Genomic DNA, 26537 nt, shown 5'->3' on the forward strand with positions numbered 1-26537 from the left:
GCCCTTTGCCGGCTTTGTCGTGGCCGCTGGTTTTTGGAAGATTCCTATGAAAAGCGCAGAAATCCGTGAAGCCTTCCTCAGCTTCTTCGAACAGAAGGGACACACCCGTGTCGCCTCCAGCTCCCTGATTCCGGGTAATGACCCGACCCTGCTGTTCACCAATGCGGGGATGAACCAGTTCAAGGATTGCTTCCTCGGCCTGGAAAAGCGCGCCTACACCCGCGCCGCCACCAGCCAGAAGTGCGTGCGTGCCGGCGGCAAGCACAACGACCTGGAAAACGTCGGTTACACCGCGCGTCACCACACTTTTTTCGAAATGCTCGGCAACTTCAGCTTTGGCGACTATTTCAAGCGCGACGCCATTCACTTCGCCTGGGAGTTCCTCACCGGCGAAAACTGGCTGAACCTGCCCAAGGAAAAACTCTGGGTCACCGTCTACGCCACAGACGACGAAGCCTATGACATCTGGAACAAGGAAATCGGCGTTCCGGCCGAACGCATGATCCGCATCGGCGACAACAAAGGCGCACCGTATGCGTCCGACAACTTCTGGACCATGGGCGACACCGGCCCGTGCGGCCCGTGCACCGAGATTTTCTTCGACCACGGCGAGCATATCTGGGGTGGCCCACCCGGCTCGCCAGAAGAAGACGGTGATCGTTACATTGAGATCTGGAACAACGTCTTTATGCAGTTCAACCGCACCGCAGACGGTGTGCTGCATCCGCTGCCGGCACCGAGCGTGGACACTGGCATGGGTCTGGAGCGTGTCAGCGCCGTGCTGCAGCACGTCAACTCGAACTACGAGATCGACCTGTTCCAGAGTCTGCTGAATGCAGCTGCTCAGGCTATCGGTTGCGTCAACGAGGGCCAGGCTTCGCTGAAGGTGGTGGCTGACCACATCCGTTCCTGCGGCTTCCTGATCGCCGACGGCGTCACCCCGTCAAACGAAGGTCGTGGCTACGTGCTGCGCCGCATCATTCGCCGCGCCTGCCGCCACGGTAACAAGCTGGGTGCCAAGGGCAGCTTCTTCTACCAGATCGTTGCCGCGCTGGTGGCCGAGATGGGCGATGCCTTCCCTGAGCTGAAACAGCAGCAGGCGCATATCGAGCGCGTGCTGAAAACTGAAGAAGAGCAGTTTGCCAAGACCCTGGAGCAGGGCCTGAAGATCCTCGAGCAGGACCTGGCCGGGCTCAAAGGCTCCGTCATTCCGGGCGATGTGATCTTCAAGTTGTACGACACCTTCGGCTTTCCGATGGACCTCACCGGCGACATCGCCCGTGAGCGTGAGCTGACTCTGGATGAAGAAGGTTTCGAGCGCGAAATGCAGGCGCAGCGCGAGCGCGCCCGTTCTGCCAGTGCTTTCGGCATGGACTACAACAGCCTGGTCAAGGTCGACAGCGACACTGCGTTCCTCGGCTACCAGGGCACCAGTGGCAGCGGCAAGATCATTGCGTTGTTCAAGGCCGGCCAGGCCGTCGACAGCCTGGGTGAAGGCGAGGAGGGCGTAGTCGTCCTCGACCAGACGCCGTTCTATGCAGAATCCGGTGGTCAGGTCGGTGACTGCGGCTTCCTTGAAGGTGCTGGTGTGCGTTTCGATGTGCGTGATACCACCAAGGCTGGCGGCGCATTCCTGCACCACGGCGTTGCGGTCAAAGGCGGCTTGAGCGTCGGTACTTCGCTCAAGGCCGAAGTTGACGCCAGTGTGCGTCAGGCCACTGCGCTCAATCACTCGGCCACTCACCTGCTGCACGCCGCGCTGCGTCAGGTACTGGGCGAGCACGTGACCCAGAAGGGCTCGCTGGTCGACAGCCAGCGTCTGCGTTTTGACTTCAGCCACTTCGAGGCGATCACTGCCGCGCAGCTGAAAGAGCTGGAGGCCATCGTCAACCGCGAAGTGCGCGCTAACAGCGAAGTGGAAACCCTGGAAACCGATATCGAAACTGCCAAGGCCAAGGGGGCCATGGCGCTGTTCGGTGAGAAATACGGCGATCAGGTTCGCGTGTTGAGCATGGGCGGCGATTTCTCCGTTGAGCTGTGCGGCGGTACTCACGTCAAGCGCACCGGTGATATCGGTCTGTTCAAAATTATCAGCGAAAGCGGTGTGGCGGCTGGCGTGCGTCGAATTGAAGCGAGTACCGGCGCAGCAGCCTTTGCCTACCTGAATGGCGCCGAAGAGCAGCTGAAAGAAGCCGCCGCGCTGGTCAAGGGCAGTCGCGACAACCTGCTGGACAAGCTGGTCGGTGTGCTGGAGCGCAACCGTCAGCTGGAAAAAGAGCTCGAGCAGCTCAAGGCCAAGGCCGCCAGTGCGGCAGGTAATGACCTGGCGGGTTCGGCTGTCGACGTCAAAGGCATCAAGGTGCTGACGGCGCGTCTCGACGGTCTGGACGGCAAGGCGCTGCTGGCGATGGTCGATCAGCTGAAGAACAAGTTGGGCAGTGCGGTGATCCTGCTCGGCGGCGTGCAGGATGACAAGGTCGTCCTGGTGGCCGGTGTGACCCAGGACCTGACCGCCAAGCTGAAGGCCGGCGAGTTGATGAAGCAGGCGGCTGCGGCCGTCGGTGGCAAGGGTGGTGGTCGTCCGGACATGGCGCAAGGCGGCGGCGTTGATGCGGCGGCCCTCGATGGTGCGCTGGCGTTGGCCGTCTCCTTTGCCGAGCAAGGTCTGTAAGTACCTGATTGCTTGAGTGCAAAGACCAGGGCCCGGTATACGCCCGGCGGGCCTTGGCAGGCTATTGAGTTATCTGTTTAATGGGCGCCCTTCACGGGCTGAGGCGGCTTTGAAATGGCTTTGATCGTACAGAAATTTGGCGGCACCTCCGTCGGCACTGTTGAGCGTATTCAGCAGGTGGCCGCGAAGGTGAAGAAATTCCGCGAAAACGGCGATGACATTGTGGTTGTGGTTTCCGCCATGAGCGGTGAAACCAATCGCCTGATCGATCTGGCCAAACAGGTCAGTGATGGTCAGCCGGTACCGCGTGAACTCGACGTGATGGTCTCTACCGGCGAGCAGGTGACGATTGCCCTGCTGGCCATGGCGCTGATCAAGCTTGGCGTGCCGGCGGTGTCCTATACCGGCAACCAGGTACGCATCCTGACTGACAGTGCACACAACAAAGCGCGCATCCTGCAGATCGATGACCAGAAACTGCGTGCCGACCTCAAGGCCGGTCGTGTAGTGGTGGTTGCGGGTTTCCAGGGTGTCGACGAGCACGGCAATATCACCACCCTCGGTCGTGGCGGTTCCGATACCACGGGTGTGGCGTTGGCCGCTGCGCTGAAGGCCAATGAGTGCCAGATCTACACCGACGTCGATGGTGTCTACACCACCGATCCGCGTGTGGTGCCGCAGGCTCAGCGTCTGGAAAAAATCACCTTCGAAGAGATGCTGGAAATGGCCAGTCTCGGTTCCAAGGTGCTGCAGATTCGCTCGGTGGAATTCGCCGGCAAGTACAACGTCCCGCTGCGCGTGCTGCACAGCTTCCAAGAGGGGCCGGGCACCCTCATTACCCTTGATGAAGAGGAATCCATGGAACAGCCGATCATCTCCGGCATCGCTTTTAACCGCGACGAAGCCAAGCTGACCATCCGTGGCGTACCGGACATCCCGGGCGTGGCGTTCAAAATTCTCGGTCCGATCAGTGCTGCGAACATCGAAGTGGACATGATCGTGCAGAACGTTGCGCACGATAACACCACCGATTTCACCTTCACCGTGCACCGCAATGACTACAGTGCGGCGCAGCAGGTGCTGGAGAACACTGCTCGCGAGTTGGGTGCGCGTGAAGTGATTGGCGACACCAAGATTGCCAAGGTGTCCATCGTCGGCGTTGGCATGCGTTCCCACGCAGGTGTTGCCAGCCGCATGTTCGAGGCGCTGGCCAAGGAAAACATCAATATCCAGATGATCTCCACCTCGGAGATCAAAGTCTCTGTGGTGATCGAAGAGAAATATCTGGAGTTGGCGGTGCGCGCCCTGCACACTGCTTTTGAACTGGATGCCCCGGCCCGTCAGGGCGACTGAGGCATTATCCGAAAGGCGCGGTTTATCCCGCGCCTTTTGTCTTTTTGGTTGGCATGAGTGGGAACTTTCTTTCTGCTCACACTGGTCAATACTTGGGTGAAGGCTCTGCTTGAGATGTTCGGGGCTGCCATCATTTTCTTTTTTGCAGACTGCTGTTGTCCTGAACTGATATCCGTAAGGAGAAAGGAATGCTGATTCTGACTCGCCGGGTCGGAGAGACCCTGATGGTGGGTGACGAGGTCACTGTCACCGTGTTGGGCGTTAAAGGTAATCAGGTGCGCATTGGCGTTAACGCGCCGAAAGAGGTTGCCGTGCACCGTGAAGAAATTTACCAGCGCATCCAGAAAGAGAAAGGCGAAGAACCAAGCCACTAATTTTTATCGAAATTTTGGCTTTGCAAACGGGGAAAACATGGTTATCATGCGCCCCGTGTTGCGGAGAGGTGGCCGAGTGGCCGAAGGCGCTCCCCTGCTAAGGGAGTACATCTCAAAAGGGTGTCGGGGGTTCGAATCCCCCCTTCTCCGCCATTATTTAGTGCTGTAGGCGTTGGTGTTGAAAGTCTGCAGTGCAAGCGTTACATGCACTCATAGCTCAGCTGGATAGAGTACTCGGCTACGAACCGAGCGGTCGGAGGTTCGAATCCTCCTGAGTGCACCAAATCGGAATGGCTTGCAGCGATGCAGGCCATTTTGTTTCAGCCAGCGGTGATCTGGTTAAAAAGCGCCATATGCACTCATAGCTCAGCTGGATAGAGTACTCGGCTACGAACCGAGCGGTCGGAGGTTCGAATCCTCCTGAGTGCACCAAACAAGAAGGGCCTGCAGCGATGCAGGCCCTTTTTTATTGCTTGCCATTTATCGTTGCGACCCGGCGGGTTGTCGCTGTACGACGTTAAAAGTGGCTGTCGGTCATTTTTTGCTCGCCGATTTTCGTTTGTCCTTGCCTTTGACGCAGCCGGCTTCATCGAAGCTGACGTTGCGCTTGTTGCCTTTCTTGCCCTGGTAAACGTAGCGCGTCTGGCCGTTCTGTTCGGTGACCTTGTCAGGCTTGCCGAGGCTGCTCTCGACGTCGCTGCGGCTCATGCCCAGGCGTATCTGCTGCTTGATGATGGCGGCGCGCCGCTCGCTGCTGCTGAGGTGATTGCCGCAGCCGTCCTGCTTAGTGCCGATCACTGTCAGCTTATGTTCATCTTTCTTCTTGCTCTCGCGGCTGGCCTTGCGCGGTTTGGCCAATGGCACCGGTTTGCCGCTGCCGGGTGTGGGGTTGTAGGCCTGCTGCAGGCTTTGGCTGTGTTCGTCGGGGCAACCTTGGCGGGTGAATGTGATGTGGCCTTTGGCGTCTTCACAGCGAAATACGGTTGAGCTGAGTGTGGGTAGGGGGCAAAGCAGAATGGCGCAGAAAGCTGCGCAGTGCAGTCCATGCATGGTGCGTCCTCCGTGACGGTCCATGTGCAAGGGTAGTCGATACCTTTGTCTGCGCCAGGCGTGCCTTTGCCTGTGCCAGGCACGTCGCAGTTACAGATGTGCAAGCGCGCTTAAGTTTGTCGTGCAAGCGCTTGTTCTAGGATTGTTTTTGTCACATGCAAAGCGCCTGGGCGGTGGTATCATTCGCCGCGTCAGCCCCGCCGGGGCTTGTGGAAAACCACCATGGACTTACCCAGTAGTTACTCAGAATCTCGATTGTGCAATCACGTATTGACTGATTGACCCTCCGTGGCGTGCGCTGCCGCTGGGGGTGGAGCGCGCCATGACTGAAGTAGAAGCAAAAAAGCCGCAAGAAAGCCTGCAAAATCGCCTGGCCCAGGTGGTCGAGCTGTTGCATCGGCACAAGCTGGTCGAAGACCTGACTCATCGTCAGGAAGGCCAGCATCACGATCGGGTGGAAAGCCTGGTGCATCGGCAGAACCTCGCCGAATTGCAACGCAAGCTCGATGAGCTGCACTCCGCCGACGTTGCCCATATCCTCGAAGCCTTGCCGCTTGATGACCGCCTGACGGTCTGGCAGCTGGTCAAGGTTGAGCGCGACGGCGACATCCTCCTCGAAGTGTCTGACGCGGTGCGTGAAACCCTGCTTGCGGACATGGATGACCATGAAATTCTCGCGGCCGCGAGGGACATGGATGCCGACGAGCTGGCCGACCTGGCCTCCGAGCTGCCGCGCGATGTCGTGCATGAGCTGATGGAAAGCCTTGATGCGCAGCAGCGTGAGCGTGTGCGCTCGGCGTTGTCCTACGAGGAGGATCAGGTCGGTGCGCTGATGGACTTCGAGATGGTCACCATTCGCGAAGATGTCAGCCTGGAGGTGGTGTTGCGCTACCTGCGCCGCCTCAAGGAGCTGCCGGGGCACACCGACAAACTGTTTGTGGTCGATTACGACGGTGTGCTCAAGGGCGTGCTGCCGGTCAAGCGCCTGCTGGTCAATGACCCGGAGAAGCTGGTCAGCGAAGTCATGGCCACCGATCCGGTAAGTTTTCACCCGGATGAAGACGGCTACGACGCTGCACAGGCGTTCGAACGTTATGACCTGATCTCTTCGCCCGTGGTGGACAAGAACGGCAAGTTGATCGGCCGTTTGACCATCGATGAGATGGTCGATCTGATCCGTGAGGAAAGCGAAAGCGAAGTCCTCAATATGGCCGGTCTGCGCGAGGAGGAGGACATCTTCGCCTCGGTGTGGAAATCCCTGCGCAACCGTTGGGCCTGGTTGGCGATCAACCTGGTTACTGCCTTTATGGCGTCGAGGGTGATTGGTCTGTTCGAAGACTCCATCGAGAAGCTGGTCGCCCTGGCTGCGCTGATGCCGATTGTTGCGGGTATAGGTGGTAACTCGGGTAACCAGACCATCACCATGATCGTGCGCGCCATGGCGCTGGATCAGGTCAGCACCGGCAATACCTCGCGGCTGATTCGCAAGGAGCTGGGTGTGGGGTTGGTCAACGGTATCGTCTGGGGGGGGGTGATCGGCGTGGTGGCCTACCTGCTCTATGACAGCTGGTCGCTGGGCGTGGTGATGACGGCTGCGATGGTGCTGAACCTGCTGCTGGCGGCGCTGATGGGGGTGCTGATCCCTATGACGCTGGTGCGTATGGGACGTGACCCAGCCTTAGGCGCCAGTGTGATGATCACGGCGGTGACCGATAGTGGTGGTTTCTTTATCTTCCTCGGTTTGGCCAGTTTGTTCCTGCTCTAGCAGCCTGCCGGGCTGATGACGCTTTCTCTACAGAAAATGTCTCATTAGGCTGCACTGGGTTTGCTTCAAACGCTCGTTTCACGCTAAGGTTCGCCAGCTTTGCCCGGGATCAGCTCCCGGGCGCTCCTATCTAATAATTAACGCAGCTCATACGTAGCTGGTAATGGAGCCAAGATGACCCCTAGTGAACTCCTCCTCGAGGGTGTCGAGCTCATGCTGTTCGGCCTGGGCACCGTATTTCTATTCCTGATGCTATTGGTGCTGATGATCCGCGTGATGTCGTGGGTTATCGAGTGCTTTGCCGCGAAAACACCCATTCCCGTATCTGTGCCATCAGCAGTCAAGCCGGCCTCCGACGAGCCGAGCGCTGATGTGCTAGCCGCTATCCAATCCGCTATTCACCAGCACCGCGCCCGCCGCGGGTGAGCCAGGTTCGACAGGGAGCATCTGTATGACTGCCGTAAAGAAAGCACTCGGAATTACTGATGTGGTGCTGCGTGACGCCCACCAGTCGATCCTGGCCACCCGTGTGCGCCTGGAAGACATGCTGCCGATCGCGCCCAAGCTCGATCAGGTTGGCTTCTGGTCTGTGGAATCCTGGGGGGGCGCGACCTTTGATGCGTGCATCCGTTACCTGGGTGAAGACCCATGGCACCGCATTCGCGAGCTGAAAAAGGCCATGCCCAACACCCGCCAGCAGATGCTGCTGCGCGGACAGAACCTGTTGGGTTATCGCCACTACGCCGATGATGTGGTGGAAAAATTCGTCGAGCGCGCCGCCTTCAATGGTGTCGATGTGTTCCGCGTATTCGATGCGATGAACGACCCGCGCAACCTGCAAACTGCCCTCAAGGCGGTCAAGCAACTGGGCAAGCATGCCCAGGGCACCATTTCCTACACCACCAGTCCGGTGCATACCCTGGAAATGTGGGTTGATCTGGCCAAGCAGATCGAAGACATGGGCGCTGACTCGGTGGCGATCAAGGACATGGCCGGTATTCTTACGCCTTACACCGCGTTTGAGCTGGTGACGCGCCTGAAGGCGACCCTGTCGATCCCGATTCATATGCAGTGCCATGCCACGGCAGGTTTGTCGTCTGTGGCCATTCTCAAGGCCGTGGAAGCCGGCATCGACAATGTCGACACCGCTATTTCCTCGCTGTCGATGACCTATGGCCATTCGCCGACTGAGTCTGTAGTGGCGATGTTCCAGGGCACTGAGCGCGATACCGGGCTTAACTTGGAGCTGCTCGAAGAAATTGCCGCCTACTTCCGTGAAGTGCGGAAGAAGTACGCCAAGTTCGAGGGCAACCTCAAGGGTGTCGATTCGCGCATCCTGGTTGCCCAGGTGCCGGGTGGCATGCTGACCAATATGGAAGGCCAGCTGAAAGAGCAGGGCGCCCAGGACAAATTCGACGAAGTGTTGGCTGAGATTCCGCGCGTACGCGAAGACCTCGGCTTTATCCCGTTGGTAACGCCAACCTCGCAGATCGTCGGCACCCAGGCAGTGATCAACGTGCTCACCGGTGAGCGCTACAAGTCGATCACCAAGGAAACCGCCGGCATTCTGAAGGGTGAATACGGTGCAGCGCCGGCGCCTTTCAATAAAGAGCTGCAGGCGCGTGTGCTCGATGGTGCTGAGGCCGTTACTTGCCGTCCGGCCGATCTACTTGAAGCCGAGATGGACAAGCTGACTGCCGAGCTCAAGGGCATTGCCAGCGAGAAAGGTATCAAACTCGCCGTTGACGAAATCGACGACGTGCTGACCTACGCGCTGTTCCCGCAGATCGGCCTGAAGTTTCTGGAAAATCGCGGTAACCCGGCGGCGTTCGAGCCGGCGCCGACCGGCAAGGAAGCGCCAGCTCGTGAAGCCGGCAAGCCTGAGGTCTACACCGTTGAAGTGGGCGGCAAGTCCTATGTGGTGCAGGTCAACGAAGGTGGCGACATCGAAGGGCTGAAGGCTGTCGGTGGCGGTGCTAATTCGGCTGCGGTGGTAGCTGCCCCCGTTGGTGTTGGCGAACCGCAGAGTGCCCCGCTGGCTGGCAACATCTTCAAGGTGTTGGTGCAGCCAGGCCAGGCGGTGGAAGAGGGGCAGCTGGTGATCATTCTCGAAGCCATGAAGATGGAAACCGAGATTCGTGCGTTCAAGGCCGGCACCATTGCTGCGGTCAACGTCAAGGTCGGTGATGCGGTGGCGGTGGGCGACAGTCTGCTGACCATCGGTTGAGGGAGCGCAGTAATGGATAAGCTCCTCAAACTTTGGCAGAGCACCGGCCTGTATCACGTTGAGGTCGGTCAGCTGTTTATGATCGCGGTGTGCATTCTGCTGATCTACCTGGCGATCAAGAAGGGCTTTGAGCCTCTGCTGCTGTTGCCGATTGGTTTTGGCGGCCTGCTGGCCAACATCCCGGTGGCTAATATGGCCGAGGGGGCGGGCTTCCTGCATATGATCTACGAGGTGGGTCTACCCACCAGTATCTTCCCGTTGCTGATTTTCCTCGGCGTCGGCGCCATGACCGACTTTGGTCCGATGCTGGCTAATCCGAAAACCCTGTTGCTTGGTGCGGCGGCGCAGTTCGGCATCTTCGGTACTCTGATGGGTGCGTTGGCGATCACCGCCCTGGGTATTCCAGGGCTTGAGTTCACCCTCAAGGAAGCTGCATCCATCGCCATCATCGGCGGTGCCGACGGCCCGACCTCGATTTTCGTGACCTCCAAGCTGGCCCCGCATCTGCTCGGCCCGATTGCGGTGGCGGCCTATGCCTATATGGCGCTGGTGCCGTTGATTCAACCGCCGATTATGCGTGCACTGACCACCAAGGAGGAGCGCGCCATAGTCATGCAGCAGCTGCGCCCTGTGGGTCAGGCCGAGAAGATCATCTTCCCGATTGTGTTGTGCCTGCTGATCGGCATGCTGTTGCCGGATGCTGCGCCGCTGATCGGCATGTTCGCCCTCGGTAACCTGCTGCGTGAGGCCGGCGTGGTTGAGCGTCTGGCTGATACCTCGCGTAATGCGCTGATCAATATCGTCACCATCTTCCTTGGCCTGACTGTGGGCTCGAAGCTCTCTGCCGATTCCTTCTTGCAGTTGAAGACGCTAGGCATCCTCAGTCTGGGTATGGTGGCGTTCTGTGCTGGTACGGCAGCTGGTGTGCTGATGGCCAAGCTGATGAACCTGTTCAGTAAGAACAAGATCAACCCGTTGATTGGTTCGGCTGGTGTGTCTGCGGTGCCGATGGCGGCGCGGGTGTCGAACAAGGTCGGGCTGGAAGCCAACCCACAGAACTTCCTGCTGATGCATGCCATGGGCCCGAACGTGGCTGGGGTGATTGGCTCGGCCGTGGCCGCGGGTGTGTTGCTCAGCTTTGTTGGCTAATTAACACGAGCCATAAAAAGCCGCCTTAAGGGCGGTTTTTTATGGCCTGCCATCCCTGATGGCCATCTTGCAGGCCGACGCGGTGCAGCGTTAGAAATGGCTCCAGGCCATTTTTTAATGGCAGCAAAAAAACCGGCCTAGGCCGGTTTTTTCGTTGTGCAGTGCAGTCAGGCTTCTTCGGCTGTCATCTCGGCATCGTGAGCAATCAATGCCACCAGGGCATTCTGCTGACGGCGTGACAGCTGGCGGAAGCGTTGCAGCAGCTCACGCTCGTGCAAGGACAGATCTGGGCTGTCCAGGCGCATGTTGAGGTCGTCACCCAGAGCGCTTTCCTGGAGCATGCTTTGCTCGAGGCGAGCAATGATCTCCGAGTTCATGCTGCGGTGATGGTTGCGTGCGACATCCGCAATACGTTCGCGCATGCCATCGGGCAGACGAACTACGAATTTGTCAGCGGTGCGGCTGGAATAGAGTGCTGGTTTCATAGGGCGCGTACATTAAACCGGTTAGTTCAGGAAAGCGATACTGGCAATGGGCTATAGGATTGTCACCGGTTTGACCACCTTTAGCACTAACCGTTCAGCCAGAAAGCCGCTTAAATCGCATGTGACTCTATAGTCAATAGGTCGATAAATTGACGTCAATGACGTGTCGCATTTTGCGGCGAGTAAAGGCGTTATGCCAGCACCAGTCATCAGAAATGCGCCGTGCTGTGCAAAAAGCAAGGAAATTCACTATCGCGTAGAAAAAACTTCAAGCAATGGTCACGTAAGTGTCACGGCCCATTAATCGGCCTGACACAGGATTTGCCTACCTTGGTCTACACCAGAAGGCGGCTGTCAGCCGCGGTGTAACCGCTAATAAAAAGGAGGCATTCCATGAGCGCAGTGATCCGGGTTGAGAGCCTGAACAAGACGTTCGGCCGCAAACAGGCGCTGTTTGATCTGGCGCTGTCCGTAGATCCCGGTGAAATGGTGGCGTTGATCGGCGCTTCAGGCTCCGGCAAGTCGACCCTACTGCGCCACGTGGCCGGCCTGGCCTGCTGTGACCGCAGCGGCGGTGGCAGCATTCAGGTGCTGGGTCGTGAGGTGCAGGCCAATGGCAGTCTGAATGGCGAAGTGCGTCGCCTGCGTGCCGATATCGGCTACATCTTCCAGCAGTTCAATCTGGTTGGCCGTCTCAGTGTGCTGCAGAACGTGCTGCTCGGCTGCCTGGGGCGCATGCCGCGTTGGCGAGGCACCGTCGGCCTGTTCAATGCCGAAGAAAAACAGCGCGCATTGCAGGCATTGGCCCGTGTCGGTCTGGCTGATCTGGCGCAGCAGCGCGCCTCGACTCTATCCGGTGGGCAGCAGCAGCGCGTAGCGATTGCCCGTGCCCTGTGTCAACGGGCCAAGGTGATTCTGGCTGATGAGCCGATTGCCTCGCTCGACCCCGAATCAGCGCGCAAGGTCATGCAGATTCTGGCCGACATCAACCGCGAAGACGGCACCACCGTGGTGGTCACCCTGCATCAGGTCGATTACGCCATGCGCTATTGCCGGCGCGCCGTGGCGTTGAAAGCGGGGCGTATTCATTACGACGGCGCCGCCGCCGAGCTGCATCCCAACTTCCTTAACGATTTGTACGGGGCCGAGCTCATAGCAGAGCCGCAAAACGCAGAGAAGCCGCGCCGTGCGCGTACCCCGAAAGTTCCGCTGGCTCTGGCCAAGGCCTGAGCCGCTTGCCTGTTATGCCAACCCCTGTATGTCCATCTGCACTAGGAGTGCTTTGCATGTTCAAACGTATCAGTCGCGTTCTCGCCGCGTCCACGTTGCTGGCCGGTTCGGTTCTGGGTGCTGCCCAGGCTGCTGAGCAGGAAATCAATTTCGGCATCATTTCCACCGAGTCCTCGCAGAACCTCAAAACCATGTGGGATCCCTTCCTCGCGGACATGAGCGAGCAGACCGGCCTGAAGATCAAAGCCTTCTTCGCCCCTGACTATGCAGGGATCATCCAGGGTATGCGTTTCGACAAGGTCGACATGGCTTGGTACGGCAACAAGGCTGCGATGGAAGCAGTGGACCGTGCCAATGGGCAGATCTTCGCCCAGACCGTTGCCGCCAACGGCACTCAGGGCTATTACAGCCTGATGGTGGCGCACAAGGACAGCCCGATCAGTTCGATCGAAGACATGCTGAAAAACGCTTCGAGCCTGACCTTTGCCAACGGTGACCCGAATTCCACCTCGGGCTATCTGGTACCGGGCTACTACGTGTTCGCGCAAAACAATGCCGACGCCAACAAGATCTTCAAGCGCGCGCTCAATGGCAGCCACGAAGTCAACGCGCTGTCGGTAGCCAACAAGCAGGTCGATGTCGGCACCTTCAACAGCGAAGGCATGGAGCGTCTGCAAGTGACTGCGCCGGACAAGGCCGCTCAGCTGAAGGTGATCTGGACCTCGCCGCTGATCCCGTCCGATCCGATGGTATGGCGCAAGAACCTGGATGACGCCACCAAGAACAAGCTGCGCGAATTCTTTATGACCTACGGCGACGAGCCGGCCGAGCAGAAAGTCCTGGCTGGTCTGCAGTGGGCCAAGTTCAAGGCTTCCGATGACGATCAGCTGCTGCCGATTCGCCAGCTGGAACTGTTCAAGAAGCGCACCGAAGTGGCCAACAACGACAAGCTCAATGCTGCTGACAAGCAGGCTCAGCTCAAAGAGCTGGATGCCGAGCTGGCCAAGCTGGAAAAGCGCATGGCTGAAATCGCCAAGCAGAGCCCTGCCAGCGCTGGTTAATCGCAGTTCTCGACCCGCCGCCCACGGCGGGTCGTTTTCTTCTGCCGCTTGATTCGAGATGTTGTTATGACCACTTTGACCACCGCACCCACGCCCGACCTGATCGCCAAGAGTTCCTGGCTGCAGCTGATCGGCTGGGGGCTGTTCTTCGTTGTGTTGGCCTGGTCCTGGCAGGGCGCGGAGATGAATCCGCTGGCGCTGATCCGCGACTCCAGCAATATGGCGACCTTTGCCGCGGACTTCTTTCCGCCCGATTTCAGCAACTGGGAGCTGTACCTCAAGGAGATGATCGTCACCGTGCAGATCGCCCTGTGGGGCACGGTGCTGGCGATAGTTCTGGCTATCCCGCTGGGCATTCTCTGCTCGGAAAACATCGTGCCGTGGTGGGTCTACCAGCCGATTCGTCGAGTGATGGACGCCTGCCGTTCGATCAATGAAATGGTCTTCGCCATGCTCTTCGTGGTGGCCGTTGGCCTGGGTCCATTCGCCGGGGTGCTGGCGCTGTTTATCGGCACCACCGGGGTGCTGGCCAAACTCTTTGCGGAGGCGGTCGAAGCCATCGATCCGGGCCCGGTTGAAGGCGTACGCGCCACCGGTGCCAGCGCGCTGCAGGAAGTCATCTACGGGGTGATTCCGCAGGTTCTGCCGTTGTGGATTTCCTACTCGCTGTATCGCTTCGAATCCAACGTGCGCTCGGCAACCGTGGTCGGCATGGTCGGCGCCGGCGGTATCGGGGTGATTCTCTGGGAAGCGATTCGCGGCTTCCAGTTCGCCCAGACCTGCGCCCTGCTGATTGTGATCATCCTCGTGGTCAGCCTGCTGGACATCATTTCGCAGCGCCTGCGTAAACAATTCATCTGACGGAGAACGGGCATCTGCGGATGCCCTTTATTAGCCATGCACTTGTCTAGACAACCTGAGCCGCTGTACCGCGAACTGGCTGCCGTGCTGCGTGATGAGCTGCAGCGCATGAGCCCCGGCGATTACCTGCCGGCCGAGGTGCAGCTGGCCGCGCGTTTTGCCGTCAACCGCCACACCCTGCGACGCGCCGTGGATGAGCTGGTGCTCGAAGGCCGCCTGCTGCGCCAGCAGGGCAAGGGTACGCGGGTGCTGGCTAAACCCATGGTCTACCCGATGCAGGCCGGTAGCGCCTACAGCGCCTCGCTTTCGGCGCTTGGTCACAAAGTCGAGGCACAGCTGCTGGAAAGCCGCCTGCGCCCGGCCAGCTGCGAAGAGCGTGAGTACCTGCAACTGCCCAGTGCTGCGCAGTTACTGGAGCTGAGTACTTTGCGCCTGATTGAAGGTCAGCCCGTCAGCCTGATTCGCCATGCCTTCAGCACCAAATACGCCGAGTTGCTGGCCGACTACCAGGGAGGCTCGCTGCGCCAGTACCTCAGTCAGCGCGGCCTGCCATTGACCCGCACCTTCAGCCTGATTGGCGCACGCCTGCCCAGCCGTGACGAGGCCGCACGGCTGCTGATGCCCAAACATGCACCGCTGTTGAGTGTGCAAACCCTTTCCCGCGATCTGGCCGGGCGGCCGGTGGAGCTGTCGTTATCGACCAGCCGCGCCGACCGTTTCCAGTACCAGCTCGCCCTTTGATGGAGGCTCGTTGATGAACCGCGCACGACCGCAAAGCAACCTGCTGCACAGCGATCCGCAGATCGCCATTCGCCAGCGCTGGATGGGTGTACTCGCCCGCGCCGGCGGCCAGCTGGCGACCTATGAATCGGTGTTGAAAGAAGCGGATTACCGCCTGATCCGTGCCCCGGAAATTGGCATGTGCCTGGTGCGTGGGCGCATGGGCGGCACCGGCAGCCCGTTCAACCTCGGCGAGATGAGCGTGACCCGCTGCGTGGTGCGCCTGGCCGATGGCCGCACCGGTTACAGCTATGTGGCCGGCCGCGACAAGCAGCACGCCGAGCTGGCAGCTCTGGCCGATGCGCACTTGCAGGGTGCCGAGCAGGCTCACTGGCAGAGCCGGCTGATCGAGCCCCTAGTCGCTGCACAGCGTGCCCAACAGGCGGCCAAGGCCGCCGAAACCGCCACCACCCAGGTGGAGTTTTTTACCCTGGTCCGAGGAGAAGACTGATGAACGCGGCGAATAGCTCGCAATGGCTGCAACCGGCCTTCAATGACCCGGTGCTGGATGCGCAAACCAGCTTTCGCAGCGCCCTCAAGGCGCTGGCCGAGCCAGGCCTGGTACAACCGCTGAACCGTGCCCTGGCCCTGGAAAGCCTGCATCCGGCCACTTACGCCCTGTGCCTGGCGTTTCTCGATGGCGACACGCCGCTGTGGCTTGCGCCGCGTTTCGACACCCCGGCGATCCGCGCCAACCTGGCCTTTCACTGCGGCTGCCCGATTGTCGCCGAGCGTGAGTTGGCGCTATTTGCCCTGCTCGATGCAAGCGAGCTGACGGACCTGTCGGCCTTCGACAATGGCAGCGAGCGCTACCCGGACCAGTCCTGCACCTTGTTGATCCAGCTCGACGCCCTCAGCAATGGCGACGCGCTGCGCTGGCGTGGGCCGGGCATCAAGGACGTACGCAGCGTCGAGCTACCGCTGCCGGCGGCGTTCTGGCAGCAGCGCCAGGCGCGCAGCGCGTTTCCCCGTGGCCTGGATGCCTTCTTCGCTGCTGGTGAGCAGGTCATCGGCCTGCCGCGCAGCACCCGTGTGCTGCTCAACGCCGAGGAGGCTGCCTGATGTACGTCGCCGTCAAAGGTGGCGAACGCGCCATCGACAATGCCCATTTACTGCTGGCGAAAAAGCGCCGTGGTGATACTTCCATCCCAGAGCTGAGCGTGGAGCAGGTGCGCGAGCAGATGCCCCTGGCGGTCGCCCGGGTGATGAGCGAAGGCTCACTGTACGACCCGCAGTTGGCTGCCCTGGCGATCAAGCAGGCGGCCGGTGACTTGATGGAAGCGATCTTCCTGCTGCGCGCCTACCGCACCACGCTGCCGCGCTTTGGTGCCAGCGCCGCACTGGAGACCACGCAGATGCAGCTGAGCCGGCGCATCTCGGCCACCTTCAAGGACCTGCCCGGCGGCCAGCTGCTCGGCCCGACCTTCGACTACAGCCACCGCCTGCTGGATTTCGCGCTATTGGCCGAAGGTGAGCAACCAGGCCCGCAGGTCGATCCACAGGCTGAACTGTCGCCGTGCCCGCGGGTGCTGGATTTTCTCGCCGACGAAGGGCTGATGGCCCGCGAGGTCGATGATGGTTTAGCGGTGCCGGATATCACCCGCGAGCCGCTGGATTTCCCTGTCAGCCGCGCCCAGCGCTTGCAGGCTCTGGCCCGAGGCGATGAAGGCTTCCTGCTGGCGCTGGGCTATTCCACCCAGCGCGGTTACGGCCGCAATCACCCCTTTGCCGGGGAGATCCGCATCGGCGAGGTCGAGGTCTGGTTGGAGCCGGAAGAACTCGGTTTTGCCGTACCGCTGGGTGATATCGAAGTGACCGAGTGCGAGATGGTCAACCAGTTCGTTGGCGAGAGTGCCGAGCAGGCGCAGTTCACCCGCGGTTACGGCCTGGCCTTCGGCTATGCCGAGCGCAAGGCCATGGGCATGGCCCTGGTTGACCGTTCGCTGCGTGCGGGCGAGTACAACGAAGAGGTCGAAGGCCCGGCGCAGCAGGAGGAGTTCGTGCTGATGCACTGCGACAACGTCGAGGCCGCCGGCTTCGTCTCGCACCTGAAATTGCCGCACTACGTCGACTTCCAATCCGAGCTGGAGCTGATCCGCAAACTGCGCAAGCAGGCCAGCGAGCAGCCCGCCGCCGAGGAGCAACGCGCATGAATGCCCAGGCCCAAACACAATATGCAACTGAGGTTGGCTACAACTTTGCCTACCTCGATGAGCAAACCAAACGCATGATCCGCCGTGGCCTGCTCAAGGCCGTGGCAATTCCCGGCTATCAGGTGCCGTTCGGTGGTCGCGAGATGCCGCTGCCCTATGGCTGGGGCACCGGTGGCATGCAGCTGACTGCGGCGATTCTCGGCGCTGACGATGTGCTCAAAGTGATCGACCAGGGCGCGGATGACACCACCAATGCGGTGTCGATCCGCCGCTTCTTCGCCCGTACGGCCGGGGTTAAAACCACCACGCGCACGCCCGAGGCGACGGTGATTCAGACCCGCCACCGCATCCCGGAAACCGCGCTGAGCGGCGATCAGATCATGGTTTACCAGGTACCGATCCCTGAGCCGCTGCGCTTTATCGAGCCTTCGGAAACCGAGACCCGCACCATGCACGCGCTGGAAGATTACGGTGTGATGCACGTGAAACTGTACGAGGACATTGCCACCTTCGGTCATATCGCCACCAGCTACGCCTACCCGGTGACGGTGGATGAGCGCTACGTGATGGACCCGTCACCGATCCCCAAATTCGACAACCCCAAGCTGCACATGAGCCCGGCGCTGATGCTGTTCGGCGCGGGCCGCGAAAAACGCCTGTATGCCGTGCCGCCCTACACCCGGGTGGTGAGCTTGGACTTCGAAGATCACCCTTTCGAGATCCAGCGCTGGGACGAATGCTGCGCCTTCTGTGGCAGCCACGACTCTTATCTGGACGAGCTGATTGTCGACGACGCCGGCAGCAAACGCTTTGTCTGTTCCGACACCGATTACTGCATGCAACGCCGTGACCTTGAACAGGAGGGCGCGCAATGAGTGCTGCCGAAAAATTGCACCTGCATACAGACACGGCGCAGCCGCTGTTTAGCGTGCGTGACCTGACCCGTCTGTACGGCCCGGAAAAGGGCTGCCAGGGCGTGTCGTTCGATCTGTACCCGGGCGAGGTGCTGGGCATCGTCGGTGAGTCCGGCTCGGGCAAGTCGACCCTGCTCAGCCTGCTGTCCGGGCGCTGCCCGCCGGATCGCGGCGCAGTCAGTTACCGCGACACGGCCGGCAACTGGCTCGATCTGTACAGCGCCAGCGAAGCGCAGCGACGCACCTTGCTGCGTACCGAGTGGGGCTTTGTCGAGCAGAACCCGCGTGACGGCCTGCGCATGGGCGTGTCTGCCGGGGCCAATATCGGCGAACGGCTGATGGCCCAGGGCGTGCGCCATTACGGCGAACTGCGCGCGGCCGGCATCGACTGGCTGAAACAGGTGGAGATCGACCCGCTACGCATCGACGACCTGCCGCGCACCTTCTCCGGCGGCATGCAGCAGCGCTTGCAGATCGCCCGCAACCTGGTTTCCAGCCCACGGCTGATCTTTATGGACGAGCCCACCGGTGGCCTCGACGTGTCGGTGCAGGCGCGCCTGCTCGACCTGCTGCGCGGCCTGGTGCGCGAACTGGACCTGGCGGTGGTGATCGTCACCCACGACCTGGCGGTGGCGCGCTTGCTGGCGGACCGGCTGATGGTGATGCGCCGCTCCCATGTGGTCGAGGCCGGTCTCACCGATCAGATTCTCGATGACCCGCAGCATCCCTATTCGCAGTTGCTGGTGTCGTCGGTGCTTCAACCCTGACGCTGGGTAGGGTGGATGACGCTGTTTTCATCCACCGAGGTGTTGCCATGGTGGATGGATAAAGCGCCATCCACCCTACGAAACGACTCTCGCGCCGGATCACATCCGGTCGTACGTAGTTCGAGGTTTATATGAATACGCTTATCGAGGTCTCCGGCCTCAGCAAGACCTTCACCCTGCATCAGCAGCACGGCGTGGTGCTGAATGTGTTGAGCGGGCTGCATTTCAGCGTGCGCGCCGGCGAGTGCCTGGTGCTGCACGGTCAATCCGGTGCTGGCAAGTCGACCTTGCTGCGCACCCTGTACGGCAACTACCTGGCCGCTGGCGGCAGCATTCGCGTGTTGCACAACGGCGCCTGGGTTGAGTTGGTTGGCGCAGAACCACGCCAGGTGCTGGCGGTGCGCCGGCAGACCCTGGGCTATGTCAGTCAGTTTCTGCGGGTGATTCCCCGTGTGTCGACCTTGGATGTTGTGATGGAACCGGCCCTGGCCCGTGGCTGGAGCAAGGCCGATGCCGAAGCGCGGGCGAAAAGCCTGCTCAGCCGGCTGAATATTCCCCAGGCGTTGTGGCAGCTCGCCCCCGGCACCTTCTCCGGCGGCGAGCAGCAGCGGGTGAATATCGCCCGCGGCTTTATGGTCGCCTGGCCGTTGATACTGCTGGACGAACCCACCGCCTCCCTGGACGACGCCAACCGCCAGGTGGTGCTGGAACTGATCGATGAAGCCAAGGCCGCCGGTAGCGCGCTGATCGGCATCTTCCACGACCGCGCCGCCCGTGAGGCAGTGGCCGATCGTTACCTTGATATGAGCGCTGCGGCGCAGCAGGAGTATGTATATGCCGGTTGAACAGATTCTTACCAACGCGCGGATCGTCACCGCCGAACAGGAGTTTGTCGGCACCCTGGTGCTGCATGACGGCCTGATCGCCCAGGTGGAAGAGGGCGTTAGCGGCTTGCCCCAGGCGCAGAATTTGAACGGTGATTACCTGCTGCCCGGCTTGGTCGAGCTGCACACCGACAACCTGGAAAAATACATGAGCCCTCGGCCGGGGGTGGATTGGCCCTCGGCCTCGGCGGTGCTGACCCATGATGCGCAGATTGCCTCGGCGGGCATCACCACGGTGTTCGATGCACTGGCAATTGGCGACGTCAACCCGCGTGGCAAACGCATGCAGCAACTGCCGGCGATGCTCGAGGCGATTGCTTCAGCGGCAGCGGCCGGGCATCTGCGCGCCGATCACCGCCTGCACCTGCGCTGCGAGGTCTGCCACCCGGAGACTCTCTCGGTGTTTCGCGATCTGGTCGAGCACCCGCTGGTACAACTGGTCTCGGTGATGGATCACGCGCCGGGCCAGCGCCAGTTCGCCAAGGAAGACAAATACCGCGAGTACTACATGGGCAAGTACCATCTCAGTGCTGCGGAGATGGATGCCTTTATCGTCGAGCAGGTGGGCAACTCGCGGCAGTACAGCGACCGTCAGCGTCGCAGCATCGTTGCCGATTGCCAGGCCCGCGGTATTTCCGTGGCCAGCCACGATGACGCCACCCTGGCCCATGTTCAGGAGTCGGCCGGCTTCGGCATGTCCATCGCCGAATTCCCCACCACTCTGGAGGCGGCCAAAGCCAGCCACGAGCTGGGTCTGAAGGTGCTGATGGGCGCGCCGAATATCGTTCGTGGCGGTTCGCACTCCGGCAATATCGCCGCCGCCGAACTGGCTCAGCAGGGTGTACTGGATATCCTCTCCAGTGACTACTACCCGGCCAGCCTGCTGCAGGCCGCTTTGCTGCTGGCCGGGCAGGATAACGGCTATGATCTGCCGCGAGCGATTGCCACCGTCAGCCGCGTGCCGGCACAGGCGGCGGGGCTGCATGATCGCGGTGAAATCCGCGTCGGTCTGCGTGCTGACCTGGTGCAGGCGCAGGTGCACGGGGGCCAGGCGGTGATCCAGCAAGTCTGGCGACAAGCGAAAAGGGTGTTCTGATGAGTGGCCGGTTGATCTATCTGATGGGGCCTTCGGGCTCGGGCAAGGACAGCCTGCTGAATGCCGCGCGCGAGCGTCTGGCCGAACAGGGTTGTGTGACCGCCCGGCGGATCATCACCCGCTCGGCGGAAGCGGTGGGCGAGGACGCCATTGGCGTGTCGCCGGCCGAATTCGACCAGCAGGAGGCCGCCGGTGCCTTTGCCCTGAGCTGGCGCGCCAACGGCCTGGCCTATGGCATTCCCCGGCAGATCAATGACTGGCTGGCGGCGGGGCAGGATGTGCTGGTCAATGGCTCGCGCGGCTATCTGCCTAAGGCGCGCGAGCGTTATCCCGAATTGCTGGCGATCCTGCTGCAGGTGGATGAAGCAGCCCTGCGCCAGCGCCTGCAAGCGCGCGGTCGGGAAAGCGCCGAGCAGATCGAAGCCCGCCTGGCGCGCAGCCGCTACTTTGTATCGGCCATCCCTCGGGCTGTAGGAGTTGCGTCTGTGGGAGGCGCTTTAGCGGCGACGGTCGCGGCTGAAGCCCCTCCCACGGCAGCACCAGTTGAGAGCACCATTGTTTTGGATAACTCCGGCCCGCTCGACCAGACCGTCACCCAGCTGCTGCAACTGCTTAGCGATGCCCGCGCATGCGCCTGACCCTGCTTGGCACCGGCGATGCGCGTCAGGTGCCGGTATACAACTGCAGCTGCGCGGCCTGCGACAGCGCGCGGGTTTATCCCGCGCGGCGCCGTGGCCCCTGTTGCGCGCTGATCGAATGTGGCGCGCAGCGCTGGCTGATCGACTCGGGCCTGACCGATCTCTGTGAGCGCTTTCCGCCCCATAGCCTGAGCGGCATCCTGCAAACCCATTACCACGCCGACCACGCCCAGGGTTTGCTGCACCTGCGCTGGGGGCAGGGGCTGATTATTCCGGTGCATGGCCCAGATGATCTGCAAGGCCTGGCCGATTTGTACAAGCACCCCGGCATTCTCGATTTCAGCCAGCCATTCGCGCCCTTCGAGCAGCGGCAGTTGGGTGAACTCAGCGTCACGGCGCTGCCGCTTAATCACTCGAAACTGACCTTTGGCTACTTGCTGGAGGGCCCAGAGGTAAATGGAGAGCGCAGGCGTATTGCCTACCTCACCGACACCCTCGGCGTGCCGGACGCCAGCGCCGAGGTGCTGCGCCAACAGCCGCTGGATCTGCTGGTGCTGGATTGCTCCACCGCGCCGCAACCCATCGCCCCGCGCAATCACAACGACCTGACCCGTGCGCTGGAGGTGGTCGAGAGGCTGCAGCCCAGGGCAACCGTGCTGACCCATATCGGCCATAGCTTCGATGCCTGGCTGCTGGATAACCCCGATGCCTTGCCGGCCGGCGTAAGTCTGGCCTTTGATGGGCGAGTGCTATGAGCGGCCAGCGCTTTTGTGCGAGGGGCTTGCTGTTGTTCAGCGATCGCGGTTAAAGCGGAGCGCCGCCCGGCCCCTTCGCAATCTTCAAGCCATTTTCAGTCCAGCGGCAACTCGGTGGTGCGTTTCACCTCGCTCATGGCGATATGCGAGTGCGCTTCGTGTACGTGCGGGCGTTGCAGCAGGTGGTCGCGCAGAAAGCGTTCGTAGCTGGCGATGTCCTTGGCCACGACCTTGAGCAGGTAGTCCGAGCCGCCGGCCATGGTGAAGCACTCCAGCACCTCGGGGTACCCGACCACCGCCTGCTCAAACTCTTCCAAGTTGCTGCGCCCGTGCGCCGACAGCTTGATATCGACAAACACGGTGATGCTGAAGCCCAGTTGCTTGTGGCTGAGCAGGGCCACCTTGCGCTCGATGATGCCGTCTACCTGCATGCGATGAATCCGCCGCCAGCAGGGCGATTGTGACAACTCCACCTTCTCGGCGATCTCGGCGGCGGAGAGGTCGGCGTTGTGTTGCAGCAGGCGAAGAATCTTGCGGTCGATGGGGCTGAGTTTTTCTTGCATGACTGTTCCGAATTTTTTGTTCTTGTTGGATTAATCATGCGCAGTATCTGTAAAACGGCCAGCAAAAAGAAATAAAAAAGCCGTGCGCTCCATTCATATTCTTGGCTATGCGCCTAGTGCGGTGATCCCGCACTAGGCTTAACAAGGGTGGCATTAACCGTTGCCAACCCAGCTCTCGATAAAAATAACAGGAGCACCACCATGTCTCTGGCCGAGATCCGCCTGGATGACAAGTACCGCCTTGCTACCGGTCACCTCTACCTGACCGGCACCCAGGCACTGACCCGTCTGCCCATGCTGCAGAAGCAACGCGACGCAGCTCATGGCCTGAATACCGCGTGCTTTATTTCCGGTTACCGTGGCTCGCCGCTGGGCAACCTGGACAAGAGCCTGTGGGACGCCAAGCAATACCTCAAAGACAATCACATCCACTTCCAGCCGGGTGTCAACGAAGAGTTGGCCGCCACCGCTGTGTGGGGCAGCCAGCAGACCAGCCTGTTCCCTGGCGCGCGTTACGACGGCGTGTTCGCCATGTGGTACGGCAAAGGCCCGGGTGTGGACCGTTGCGGTGATGTGTTCAAGCACGGCAACTCGGCCGGCGTTTCCGAGCATGGTGGCGTGCTGCTGCTGGCCGGCGACGACCATGGCTGCAAATCCTCGAGCATTGCCAACCAGAGCGAGCATGCGTTTATCGCCGCCTCGATTCCGGTGCTGAATCCGGCCAACGTTCAGGAGATTCTCGATTACGGGATCATCGGCTGGGAGCTTTCGCGTTACAGCGGTTGCTGGGTGGCGCTGAAAACCATCGCCGAAAACGTCGATTCTTCCGCCGTGGTGGATGTCGATCCGCTGCGCATGCAGGTGAAGATTCCCGAGGATTTCCAGCTGCCGGAAGACGGCGTGTATATCCGCTGGCCGGACCCGCCCCTGGCTCAGGAGGCGCGCCTCAATACCTACAAGATCTACGCCGCCCGTGCCTTTGCGCTGGCCAACAACCTCAACCAGATCAAGCTCGATTCGCCCAACCCGCGTCTGGGCATTATTACCACCGGCAAGTCCTATCTCGACGTGCGCCAAGCCCTGGATGACCTTGGTCTGGATGAAGCGCTGTGCGCCCAGGTCGGCCTGCGCGTACTCAAGGTCGGCATGAGCTGGCCGCTGGAGCCGGTGTCGGTGCATGAATTCGCCGAAGGCCTGGACGAGATTCTGGTGGTCGAGGAGAAACGCAGCATCATCGAAGACCAGCTCACCGGTCAGCTGTACAACTGGCCGGTGGGTAAGCGCCCGGTGGTGGTCGGCGAGTTCGATGAGGCTGGCCATTCGCTGCTGCCGAATCTCTCCGAGCTGACCCCGGCAATGATCGCCCGCGCCATCGCCAAGCGCCTCGCGCCGATCTACAGCAGCCCGCAGATCGAGGAGCGCCTGGCCTTCCTCGCGGCCAAGGAAGCCTCGTTGGCTGCGCCTAAGCATCACACCGTGCGCACTCCGCATTTCTGCTCCGGCTGCCCGCACAACACCTCGACCAAACTGCCGGAAGGCAGCCGTGCCCAAGGCGGTATTGGTTGCCATTACATGACCCAGTGGATGGACCGCAATACCGACACCTTTACCCAGATGGGCGGCGAGGGCGCGACCTGGATCGGCCAGGCGCCGTTTACCGACACCCCGCATATCTTCCAGAACCTCGGCGACGGCACCTACTTCCACTCCGGCCAGCTGGCCCTGCGTGCGGCCGTGGCCGCCGGGGTGAATATCACCTACAAAATTCTCTACAACGACGCCGTGGCCATGACCGGCGGCCAGCCCATCGACGGTGAACTGCGCGTCGATCAACTGAGCCAGCAGGTGTATGCCGAAGGGGTGAAGCGCATCGCCCTGGTCACCGATGAGCCGGAGAAATACCCGACCCGCAACACTTTCGCGCCCATCGTCACCTTCCACCATCGCCGCGATCTGGATGCCGTGCAGCGCGAGTTGCGCGAATTCAAGGGCTGCTCGGTGATCATCTACGACCAGACCTGCGCCACCGAGAAGCGTCGTCGGCGCAAACGCGGCAAGCTGGTTGATCCGCAGAAGCGCGCCTTTATCAACCCTGCGGTGTGCGAGGGTTGCGGCGATTGCAGCGTCAAGTCCAACTGCCTGTCAGTGCTGCCGCTGGAAACCGAACTGGGGCGCAAGCGTGAGATCGACCAGAATTCCTGCAACAAGGATTTCAGCTGCGTTGAAGGCTTCTGCCCAAGCTTTGTCACCGTGCACGGCGGCAGCCTGCGCAAACCCACGGCAGTTGGCCTGGGCGCGCTATTTATCGCCTTGCCGGAGCCGCGCCAACCGGCGCTGGATCGCCCCTGGAATATCCTCCTGCCGGGTGTCGGCGGCAGCGGCGTCACCACAGTCGGCGCGTTGCTCGGCATGGCCGCGCATATCGAAGGCAAGGGCTGCAGCGTACTCGATCAGGCTGGCCTGGCGCAGAAGTTCGGCCCGGTGATCACCCATATCCGCGTTGCCGCCAAGCAGGACGACATCTTCGCCGTGCGCATTGCCGCCGGGGAAACCGATCTGCTGCTGGGTTGCGATCTGGTGGTGTCGGCCAGTGAAGAGGCCCTGGCCAAACTGAATGACAAGATCGCCCATGCGGTGGTCAACAGCCATGAAGCCGCCACCGCCGAATTCACCCGCAACCCCGATGCCCAGGTACCCGGCGTAGCAATGCGTGAGGCACTGATTGAGGCAGTGGGCGCGAGCAAAACCCACTTTGTCGATGCCAGCCGCCTGGCTACCCGCCTGCTCGGCGACAGCATCGCCACCAACCTGTTTATGCTCGGTTTCGCTTACCAGAAAGGCCTGGTGCCGGTGTCCGCCGAAGCCATCAACAAGGCCATCGAGCTTAACGGCGTGGCCGTGCAGCTCAATCAGCAGGCATTCCTCTGGGGCCGTCGTGCTGCCCATGACGCTGTCGCCGTGGAGCGTCTGGCCAAGCCAGACGTGATCGAAGCGCCGCATTGCCAGACTCTGGAAGACATCATCGCGGACCGCGTGGTGCGCCTGACCGCCTACCAGAACGCCGCCTACGCCGAGCGCTACCGCGAGCAGGTGGCGCGGGTGCAGCAGGTCGACAAGAGCGCTGACCAAGCCCTGAGCAAGGCAGTGGCGTGCTATTACTTCAAACTGCTGGCCTACAAGGACGAGTACGAAGTGGCACGGCTGTACAGCGACGGTAGTTTTATCCGCCAGCTGGAAGCACAGTTCAGCGGCGATTACCGCCTGGAATTCCACCTGGCACCGTCCTGGCTCAGCAAGCCGGATGCCAGCGCCGGTGAGCCGCGCAAGCGTCAGTTCGGCGCCTGGATGCTCAAGGCCTTCGGCGTACTGGCCAAGTTCAAGTTTCTGCGTGGCACGCCGCTGGACCTGTTCGGCTACAGCGCCGAGCGCCGGCTTGAGCTGCAGCTGATCGACGACTACGAGCAGGATCTGGACTACCTGCTCAAGGAACTCAACGCCGACAACTACCGCACCGCGCTGGCCCTGGCCGAGCTGCCGGAGCAGATTCGCGGCTATGGCCACGTCAAGGAACGCAGCCTGGCCAAGGTGCGCGAGCAGAGCAGCCAGCTCAAGGCGCGCATGCTGGTCAGCGAAATTCAGGCCGTGCAGCTGTTCGAACCGGCCGCTTGAGAGCCTGCCCACGATCTGCTGTGCGTCGGCGATACGGCGTTAAAAACAGCCTCGGAATGCTCATTTACAGCTCCGTAAACTCCGCTTCCTCG

24 protein-coding genes and 3 tRNA genes are annotated in these 26537 nt (G+C 61.1%); 24 read left to right on the forward strand and 3 right to left on the reverse strand.

What is annotated here, in order from left to right:
• Positions 1-46 precede the first annotated feature (46 nt).
• From alaS to ACIN8IBEIGE_RS04350, 6 genes are all read left to right on the forward strand, one after another.
• Positions 47-2671, forward strand: coding sequence for an alanine--tRNA ligase (gene alaS / locus ACIN8IBEIGE_RS04325; protein WP_160013576.1), 2625 nt, complete (start codon positions 47-49; stop codon positions 2669-2671).
• 114 nt (positions 2672-2785) lie between these two features.
• Complete coding sequence (locus tag ACIN8IBEIGE_RS04330) at positions 2786-4024, forward strand: aspartate kinase (RefSeq protein WP_160013577.1); 1239 nt, start codon at positions 2786-2788, stop codon at positions 4022-4024.
• Between the two features lie 188 nt (positions 4025-4212).
• Positions 4213-4398 (forward strand): carbon storage regulator CsrA, encoded by a 186-nt coding sequence (gene csrA, locus ACIN8IBEIGE_RS04335; protein WP_025165378.1) that lies wholly within the window; start codon positions 4213-4215, stop codon positions 4396-4398.
• A gap of 62 nt (positions 4399-4460) precedes the next feature.
• Positions 4461-4551 (forward strand) — tRNA-Ser (locus tag ACIN8IBEIGE_RS04340).
• A 53-nt stretch (positions 4552-4604) separates the two neighbouring features.
• Positions 4605-4681, forward strand: a tRNA-Arg gene (locus tag ACIN8IBEIGE_RS04345).
• A 72-nt stretch (positions 4682-4753) separates the two neighbouring features.
• A tRNA-Arg gene (locus tag ACIN8IBEIGE_RS04350) sits at positions 4754-4830 on the forward strand.
• 102 nt (positions 4831-4932) lie between these two features.
• On the opposite strand, the gene ACIN8IBEIGE_RS04355 is transcribed toward ACIN8IBEIGE_RS04350, so the two are convergent.
• Positions 4933-5448, reverse strand: coding sequence for a DUF4124 domain-containing protein (locus ACIN8IBEIGE_RS04355; protein WP_160013578.1), 516 nt, complete (start codon positions 5446-5448; stop codon positions 4933-4935).
• Positions 5449-5770: 322 nt separating this feature from the next.
• Here ACIN8IBEIGE_RS04355 and mgtE point away from each other — a divergent pair, with 322 nt between their 5' ends.
• The 4 genes from mgtE to ACIN8IBEIGE_RS04375 all read left to right on the forward strand — a co-directional run bounded on the left by mgtE (position 5771) and on the right by ACIN8IBEIGE_RS04375 (position 10589).
• Complete coding sequence (mgtE, locus tag ACIN8IBEIGE_RS04360) at positions 5771-7213, forward strand: magnesium transporter (RefSeq protein ID WP_160013579.1); 1443 nt, start codon at positions 5771-5773, stop codon at positions 7211-7213.
• A 174-nt stretch (positions 7214-7387) separates the two neighbouring features.
• On the forward strand, positions 7388-7639 hold the full coding sequence (locus tag ACIN8IBEIGE_RS04365; RefSeq protein WP_090382939.1) for an OadG family protein: 252 nt from the start codon (positions 7388-7390) through the stop codon (positions 7637-7639).
• Positions 7640-7664: 25 nt separating this feature from the next.
• Complete coding sequence (gene oadA / locus ACIN8IBEIGE_RS04370) at positions 7665-9440, forward strand: sodium-extruding oxaloacetate decarboxylase subunit alpha (RefSeq protein ID WP_160013580.1); 1776 nt, start codon at positions 7665-7667, stop codon at positions 9438-9440.
• A gap of 12 nt (positions 9441-9452) precedes the next feature.
• The gene (locus tag ACIN8IBEIGE_RS04375) at positions 9453-10589 is read left to right on the forward strand and encodes a sodium ion-translocating decarboxylase subunit beta (protein WP_090382955.1); all 1137 of its coding nucleotides are present in this window, start codon (positions 9453-9455) and stop codon (positions 10587-10589) included.
• 167 nt (positions 10590-10756) lie between these two features.
• On the opposite strand, the gene ACIN8IBEIGE_RS04380 is transcribed toward ACIN8IBEIGE_RS04375, so the two are convergent.
• Entirely contained in the window at positions 10757-11074 is a 318-nt protein-coding gene (locus tag ACIN8IBEIGE_RS04380; protein WP_160013581.1) for an Arc family DNA-binding protein, read from the reverse strand.
• A 393-nt stretch (positions 11075-11467) separates the two neighbouring features.
• Between ACIN8IBEIGE_RS04380 and phnC the strand changes: the two genes are divergently transcribed.
• The 13 genes from phnC (at position 11468) to phnP (ending at position 22213) form a co-directional block, all read left to right on the forward strand.
• Positions 11468-12304, forward strand: coding sequence for a phosphonate ABC transporter ATP-binding protein (gene phnC / locus ACIN8IBEIGE_RS04385; protein WP_160013582.1), 837 nt, complete (start codon positions 11468-11470; stop codon positions 12302-12304).
• A 56-nt stretch (positions 12305-12360) separates the two neighbouring features.
• Positions 12361-13365 carry a phosphonate ABC transporter substrate-binding protein gene (gene phnD / locus ACIN8IBEIGE_RS04390; protein WP_160013583.1) on the forward strand — a complete coding sequence of 335 codons (1005 nt, stop codon included), beginning with the start codon at positions 12361-12363 and terminating at the stop codon, positions 13363-13365.
• A gap of 66 nt (positions 13366-13431) precedes the next feature.
• Positions 13432-14226: a phosphonate ABC transporter, permease protein PhnE gene (gene phnE / locus ACIN8IBEIGE_RS04395; protein ID WP_160013584.1), complete on the forward strand. Its 795-nt coding sequence runs from the start codon at positions 13432-13434 to the stop codon at positions 14224-14226.
• Between the two features lie 36 nt (positions 14227-14262).
• Entirely contained in the window at positions 14263-14967 is a 705-nt protein-coding gene (phnF, locus tag ACIN8IBEIGE_RS04400) for a phosphonate metabolism transcriptional regulator PhnF (protein ID WP_160013585.1), read from the forward strand.
• Between the two features lie 13 nt (positions 14968-14980).
• Positions 14981-15457, forward strand: a complete 477-nt coding sequence (gene phnG, locus ACIN8IBEIGE_RS04405; RefSeq protein WP_160013586.1) for a phosphonate C-P lyase system protein PhnG — start codon at positions 14981-14983, stop codon at positions 15455-15457.
• Positions 15457-16068, forward strand: coding sequence for a phosphonate C-P lyase system protein PhnH (phnH, locus tag ACIN8IBEIGE_RS04410; protein ID WP_160013587.1), 612 nt, complete (start codon positions 15457-15459; stop codon positions 16066-16068). The genes phnG and phnH overlap by 1 nt, the downstream gene beginning before the upstream one ends.
• A complete protein-coding gene (locus ACIN8IBEIGE_RS04415) occupies positions 16068-17159 on the forward strand; it encodes a carbon-phosphorus lyase complex subunit PhnI (RefSeq protein ID WP_160013588.1) in 1092 nt (363 codons plus the stop codon). Before phnH ends, ACIN8IBEIGE_RS04415 begins: the two co-directional genes overlap by 1 nt.
• The gene (locus ACIN8IBEIGE_RS04420) at positions 17156-18034 is read left to right on the forward strand and encodes an alpha-D-ribose 1-methylphosphonate 5-phosphate C-P-lyase PhnJ (protein ID WP_160013589.1); all 879 of its coding nucleotides are present in this window, start codon (positions 17156-17158) and stop codon (positions 18032-18034) included. The genes ACIN8IBEIGE_RS04415 and ACIN8IBEIGE_RS04420 overlap by 4 nt, the downstream gene beginning before the upstream one ends.
• Positions 18031-18840 (forward strand): phosphonate C-P lyase system protein PhnK, encoded by an 810-nt coding sequence (gene phnK / locus ACIN8IBEIGE_RS04425; RefSeq protein ID WP_160013590.1) that lies wholly within the window; start codon positions 18031-18033, stop codon positions 18838-18840. The genes ACIN8IBEIGE_RS04420 and phnK overlap by 4 nt, the downstream gene beginning before the upstream one ends.
• 131 nt (positions 18841-18971) lie before the next feature.
• Positions 18972-19685, forward strand: coding sequence for a phosphonate C-P lyase system protein PhnL (gene phnL / locus ACIN8IBEIGE_RS04430; protein WP_160013591.1), 714 nt, complete (start codon positions 18972-18974; stop codon positions 19683-19685).
• On the forward strand, positions 19675-20820 hold the full coding sequence (locus ACIN8IBEIGE_RS04435; RefSeq protein ID WP_160013592.1) for an alpha-D-ribose 1-methylphosphonate 5-triphosphate diphosphatase: 1146 nt from the start codon (positions 19675-19677) through the stop codon (positions 20818-20820). Before phnL ends, ACIN8IBEIGE_RS04435 begins: the two co-directional genes overlap by 11 nt.
• Positions 20820-21458, forward strand: a complete 639-nt coding sequence (phnN, locus tag ACIN8IBEIGE_RS04440) for a phosphonate metabolism protein/1,5-bisphosphokinase (PRPP-forming) PhnN (RefSeq protein ID WP_160013593.1) — start codon at positions 20820-20822, stop codon at positions 21456-21458. Before ACIN8IBEIGE_RS04435 ends, phnN begins: the two co-directional genes overlap by 1 nt.
• On the forward strand, positions 21449-22213 hold the full coding sequence (gene phnP, locus ACIN8IBEIGE_RS04445; protein WP_160013594.1) for a phosphonate metabolism protein PhnP: 765 nt from the start codon (positions 21449-21451) through the stop codon (positions 22211-22213). Before phnN ends, phnP begins: the two co-directional genes overlap by 10 nt.
• Positions 22214-22308: 95 nt before the next feature.
• Here phnP and ACIN8IBEIGE_RS04450 read toward each other — a convergent pair whose 3' ends face one another.
• Complete coding sequence (locus tag ACIN8IBEIGE_RS04450; protein ID WP_160013595.1) at positions 22309-22776, reverse strand: Lrp/AsnC family transcriptional regulator; 468 nt, start codon at positions 22774-22776, stop codon at positions 22309-22311.
• Positions 22777-22977: 201 nt separating this feature from the next.
• Between ACIN8IBEIGE_RS04450 and ACIN8IBEIGE_RS04455 the strand changes: the two genes are divergently transcribed.
• Positions 22978-26445, forward strand: a complete 3468-nt coding sequence (locus tag ACIN8IBEIGE_RS04455) for an indolepyruvate ferredoxin oxidoreductase family protein (protein WP_160013596.1) — start codon at positions 22978-22980, stop codon at positions 26443-26445.
• Positions 26446-26537: the final 92 nt, after the last annotated feature.

Source organism: Pseudomonas sp. 8BK (assembly GCF_902506475.1).
Classification (GTDB): Bacteria; Pseudomonadota; Gammaproteobacteria; order Pseudomonadales; family Pseudomonadaceae; genus Aquipseudomonas; species Aquipseudomonas anguilliseptica.

Coding starts and splice junctions, on each gene's coding strand:
- phnK (WP_160013590.1), top strand. CDS start 18,031: ATGAGTGCTGCCGAAAAATTGCACCTGCATACAGACACGGCGCAGCCG.
- ACIN8IBEIGE_RS04435 (WP_160013592.1), top strand. CDS start 19,675: ATGCCGGTTGAACAGATTCTTACCAACGCGCGGATCGTCACCGCCGAA.
- ACIN8IBEIGE_RS04380 (WP_160013581.1), bottom strand. CDS start 11,074: ATGAAACCAGCACTCTATTCCAGCCGCACCGCTGACAAATTCGTAGTT.
- phnN (WP_160013593.1), top strand. CDS start 20,820: ATGAGTGGCCGGTTGATCTATCTGATGGGGCCTTCGGGCTCGGGCAAG.
- phnG (WP_160013586.1), top strand. CDS start 14,981: ATGAACCGCGCACGACCGCAAAGCAACCTGCTGCACAGCGATCCGCAG.
- phnP (WP_160013594.1), top strand. CDS start 21,449: ATGCGCCTGACCCTGCTTGGCACCGGCGATGCGCGTCAGGTGCCGGTA.
- ACIN8IBEIGE_RS04330 (WP_160013577.1), top strand. CDS start 2,786: ATGGCTTTGATCGTACAGAAATTTGGCGGCACCTCCGTCGGCACTGTT.
- phnC (WP_160013582.1), top strand. CDS start 11,468: ATGAGCGCAGTGATCCGGGTTGAGAGCCTGAACAAGACGTTCGGCCGC.
- oadA (WP_160013580.1), top strand. CDS start 7,665: ATGACTGCCGTAAAGAAAGCACTCGGAATTACTGATGTGGTGCTGCGT.
- phnD (WP_160013583.1), top strand. CDS start 12,361: ATGTTCAAACGTATCAGTCGCGTTCTCGCCGCGTCCACGTTGCTGGCC.
- csrA (WP_025165378.1), top strand. CDS start 4,213: ATGCTGATTCTGACTCGCCGGGTCGGAGAGACCCTGATGGTGGGTGAC.
- ACIN8IBEIGE_RS04455 (WP_160013596.1), top strand. CDS start 22,978: ATGTCTCTGGCCGAGATCCGCCTGGATGACAAGTACCGCCTTGCTACC.
- ACIN8IBEIGE_RS04450 (WP_160013595.1), bottom strand. CDS start 22,776: ATGCAAGAAAAACTCAGCCCCATCGACCGCAAGATTCTTCGCCTGCTG.
- ACIN8IBEIGE_RS04420 (WP_160013589.1), top strand. CDS start 17,156: ATGAATGCCCAGGCCCAAACACAATATGCAACTGAGGTTGGCTACAAC.
- phnL (WP_160013591.1), top strand. CDS start 18,972: ATGAATACGCTTATCGAGGTCTCCGGCCTCAGCAAGACCTTCACCCTG.
- alaS (WP_160013576.1), top strand. CDS start 47: ATGAAAAGCGCAGAAATCCGTGAAGCCTTCCTCAGCTTCTTCGAACAG.
- ACIN8IBEIGE_RS04375 (WP_090382955.1), top strand. CDS start 9,453: ATGGATAAGCTCCTCAAACTTTGGCAGAGCACCGGCCTGTATCACGTT.
- phnH (WP_160013587.1), top strand. CDS start 15,457: ATGAACGCGGCGAATAGCTCGCAATGGCTGCAACCGGCCTTCAATGAC.
- ACIN8IBEIGE_RS04355 (WP_160013578.1), bottom strand. CDS start 5,448: ATGCATGGACTGCACTGCGCAGCTTTCTGCGCCATTCTGCTTTGCCCC.
- mgtE (WP_160013579.1), top strand. CDS start 5,771: ATGACTGAAGTAGAAGCAAAAAAGCCGCAAGAAAGCCTGCAAAATCGC.
- phnF (WP_160013585.1), top strand. CDS start 14,263: ATGCACTTGTCTAGACAACCTGAGCCGCTGTACCGCGAACTGGCTGCC.
- ACIN8IBEIGE_RS04365 (WP_090382939.1), top strand. CDS start 7,388: ATGACCCCTAGTGAACTCCTCCTCGAGGGTGTCGAGCTCATGCTGTTC.
- phnE (WP_160013584.1), top strand. CDS start 13,432: ATGACCACTTTGACCACCGCACCCACGCCCGACCTGATCGCCAAGAGT.
- ACIN8IBEIGE_RS04415 (WP_160013588.1), top strand. CDS start 16,068: ATGTACGTCGCCGTCAAAGGTGGCGAACGCGCCATCGACAATGCCCAT.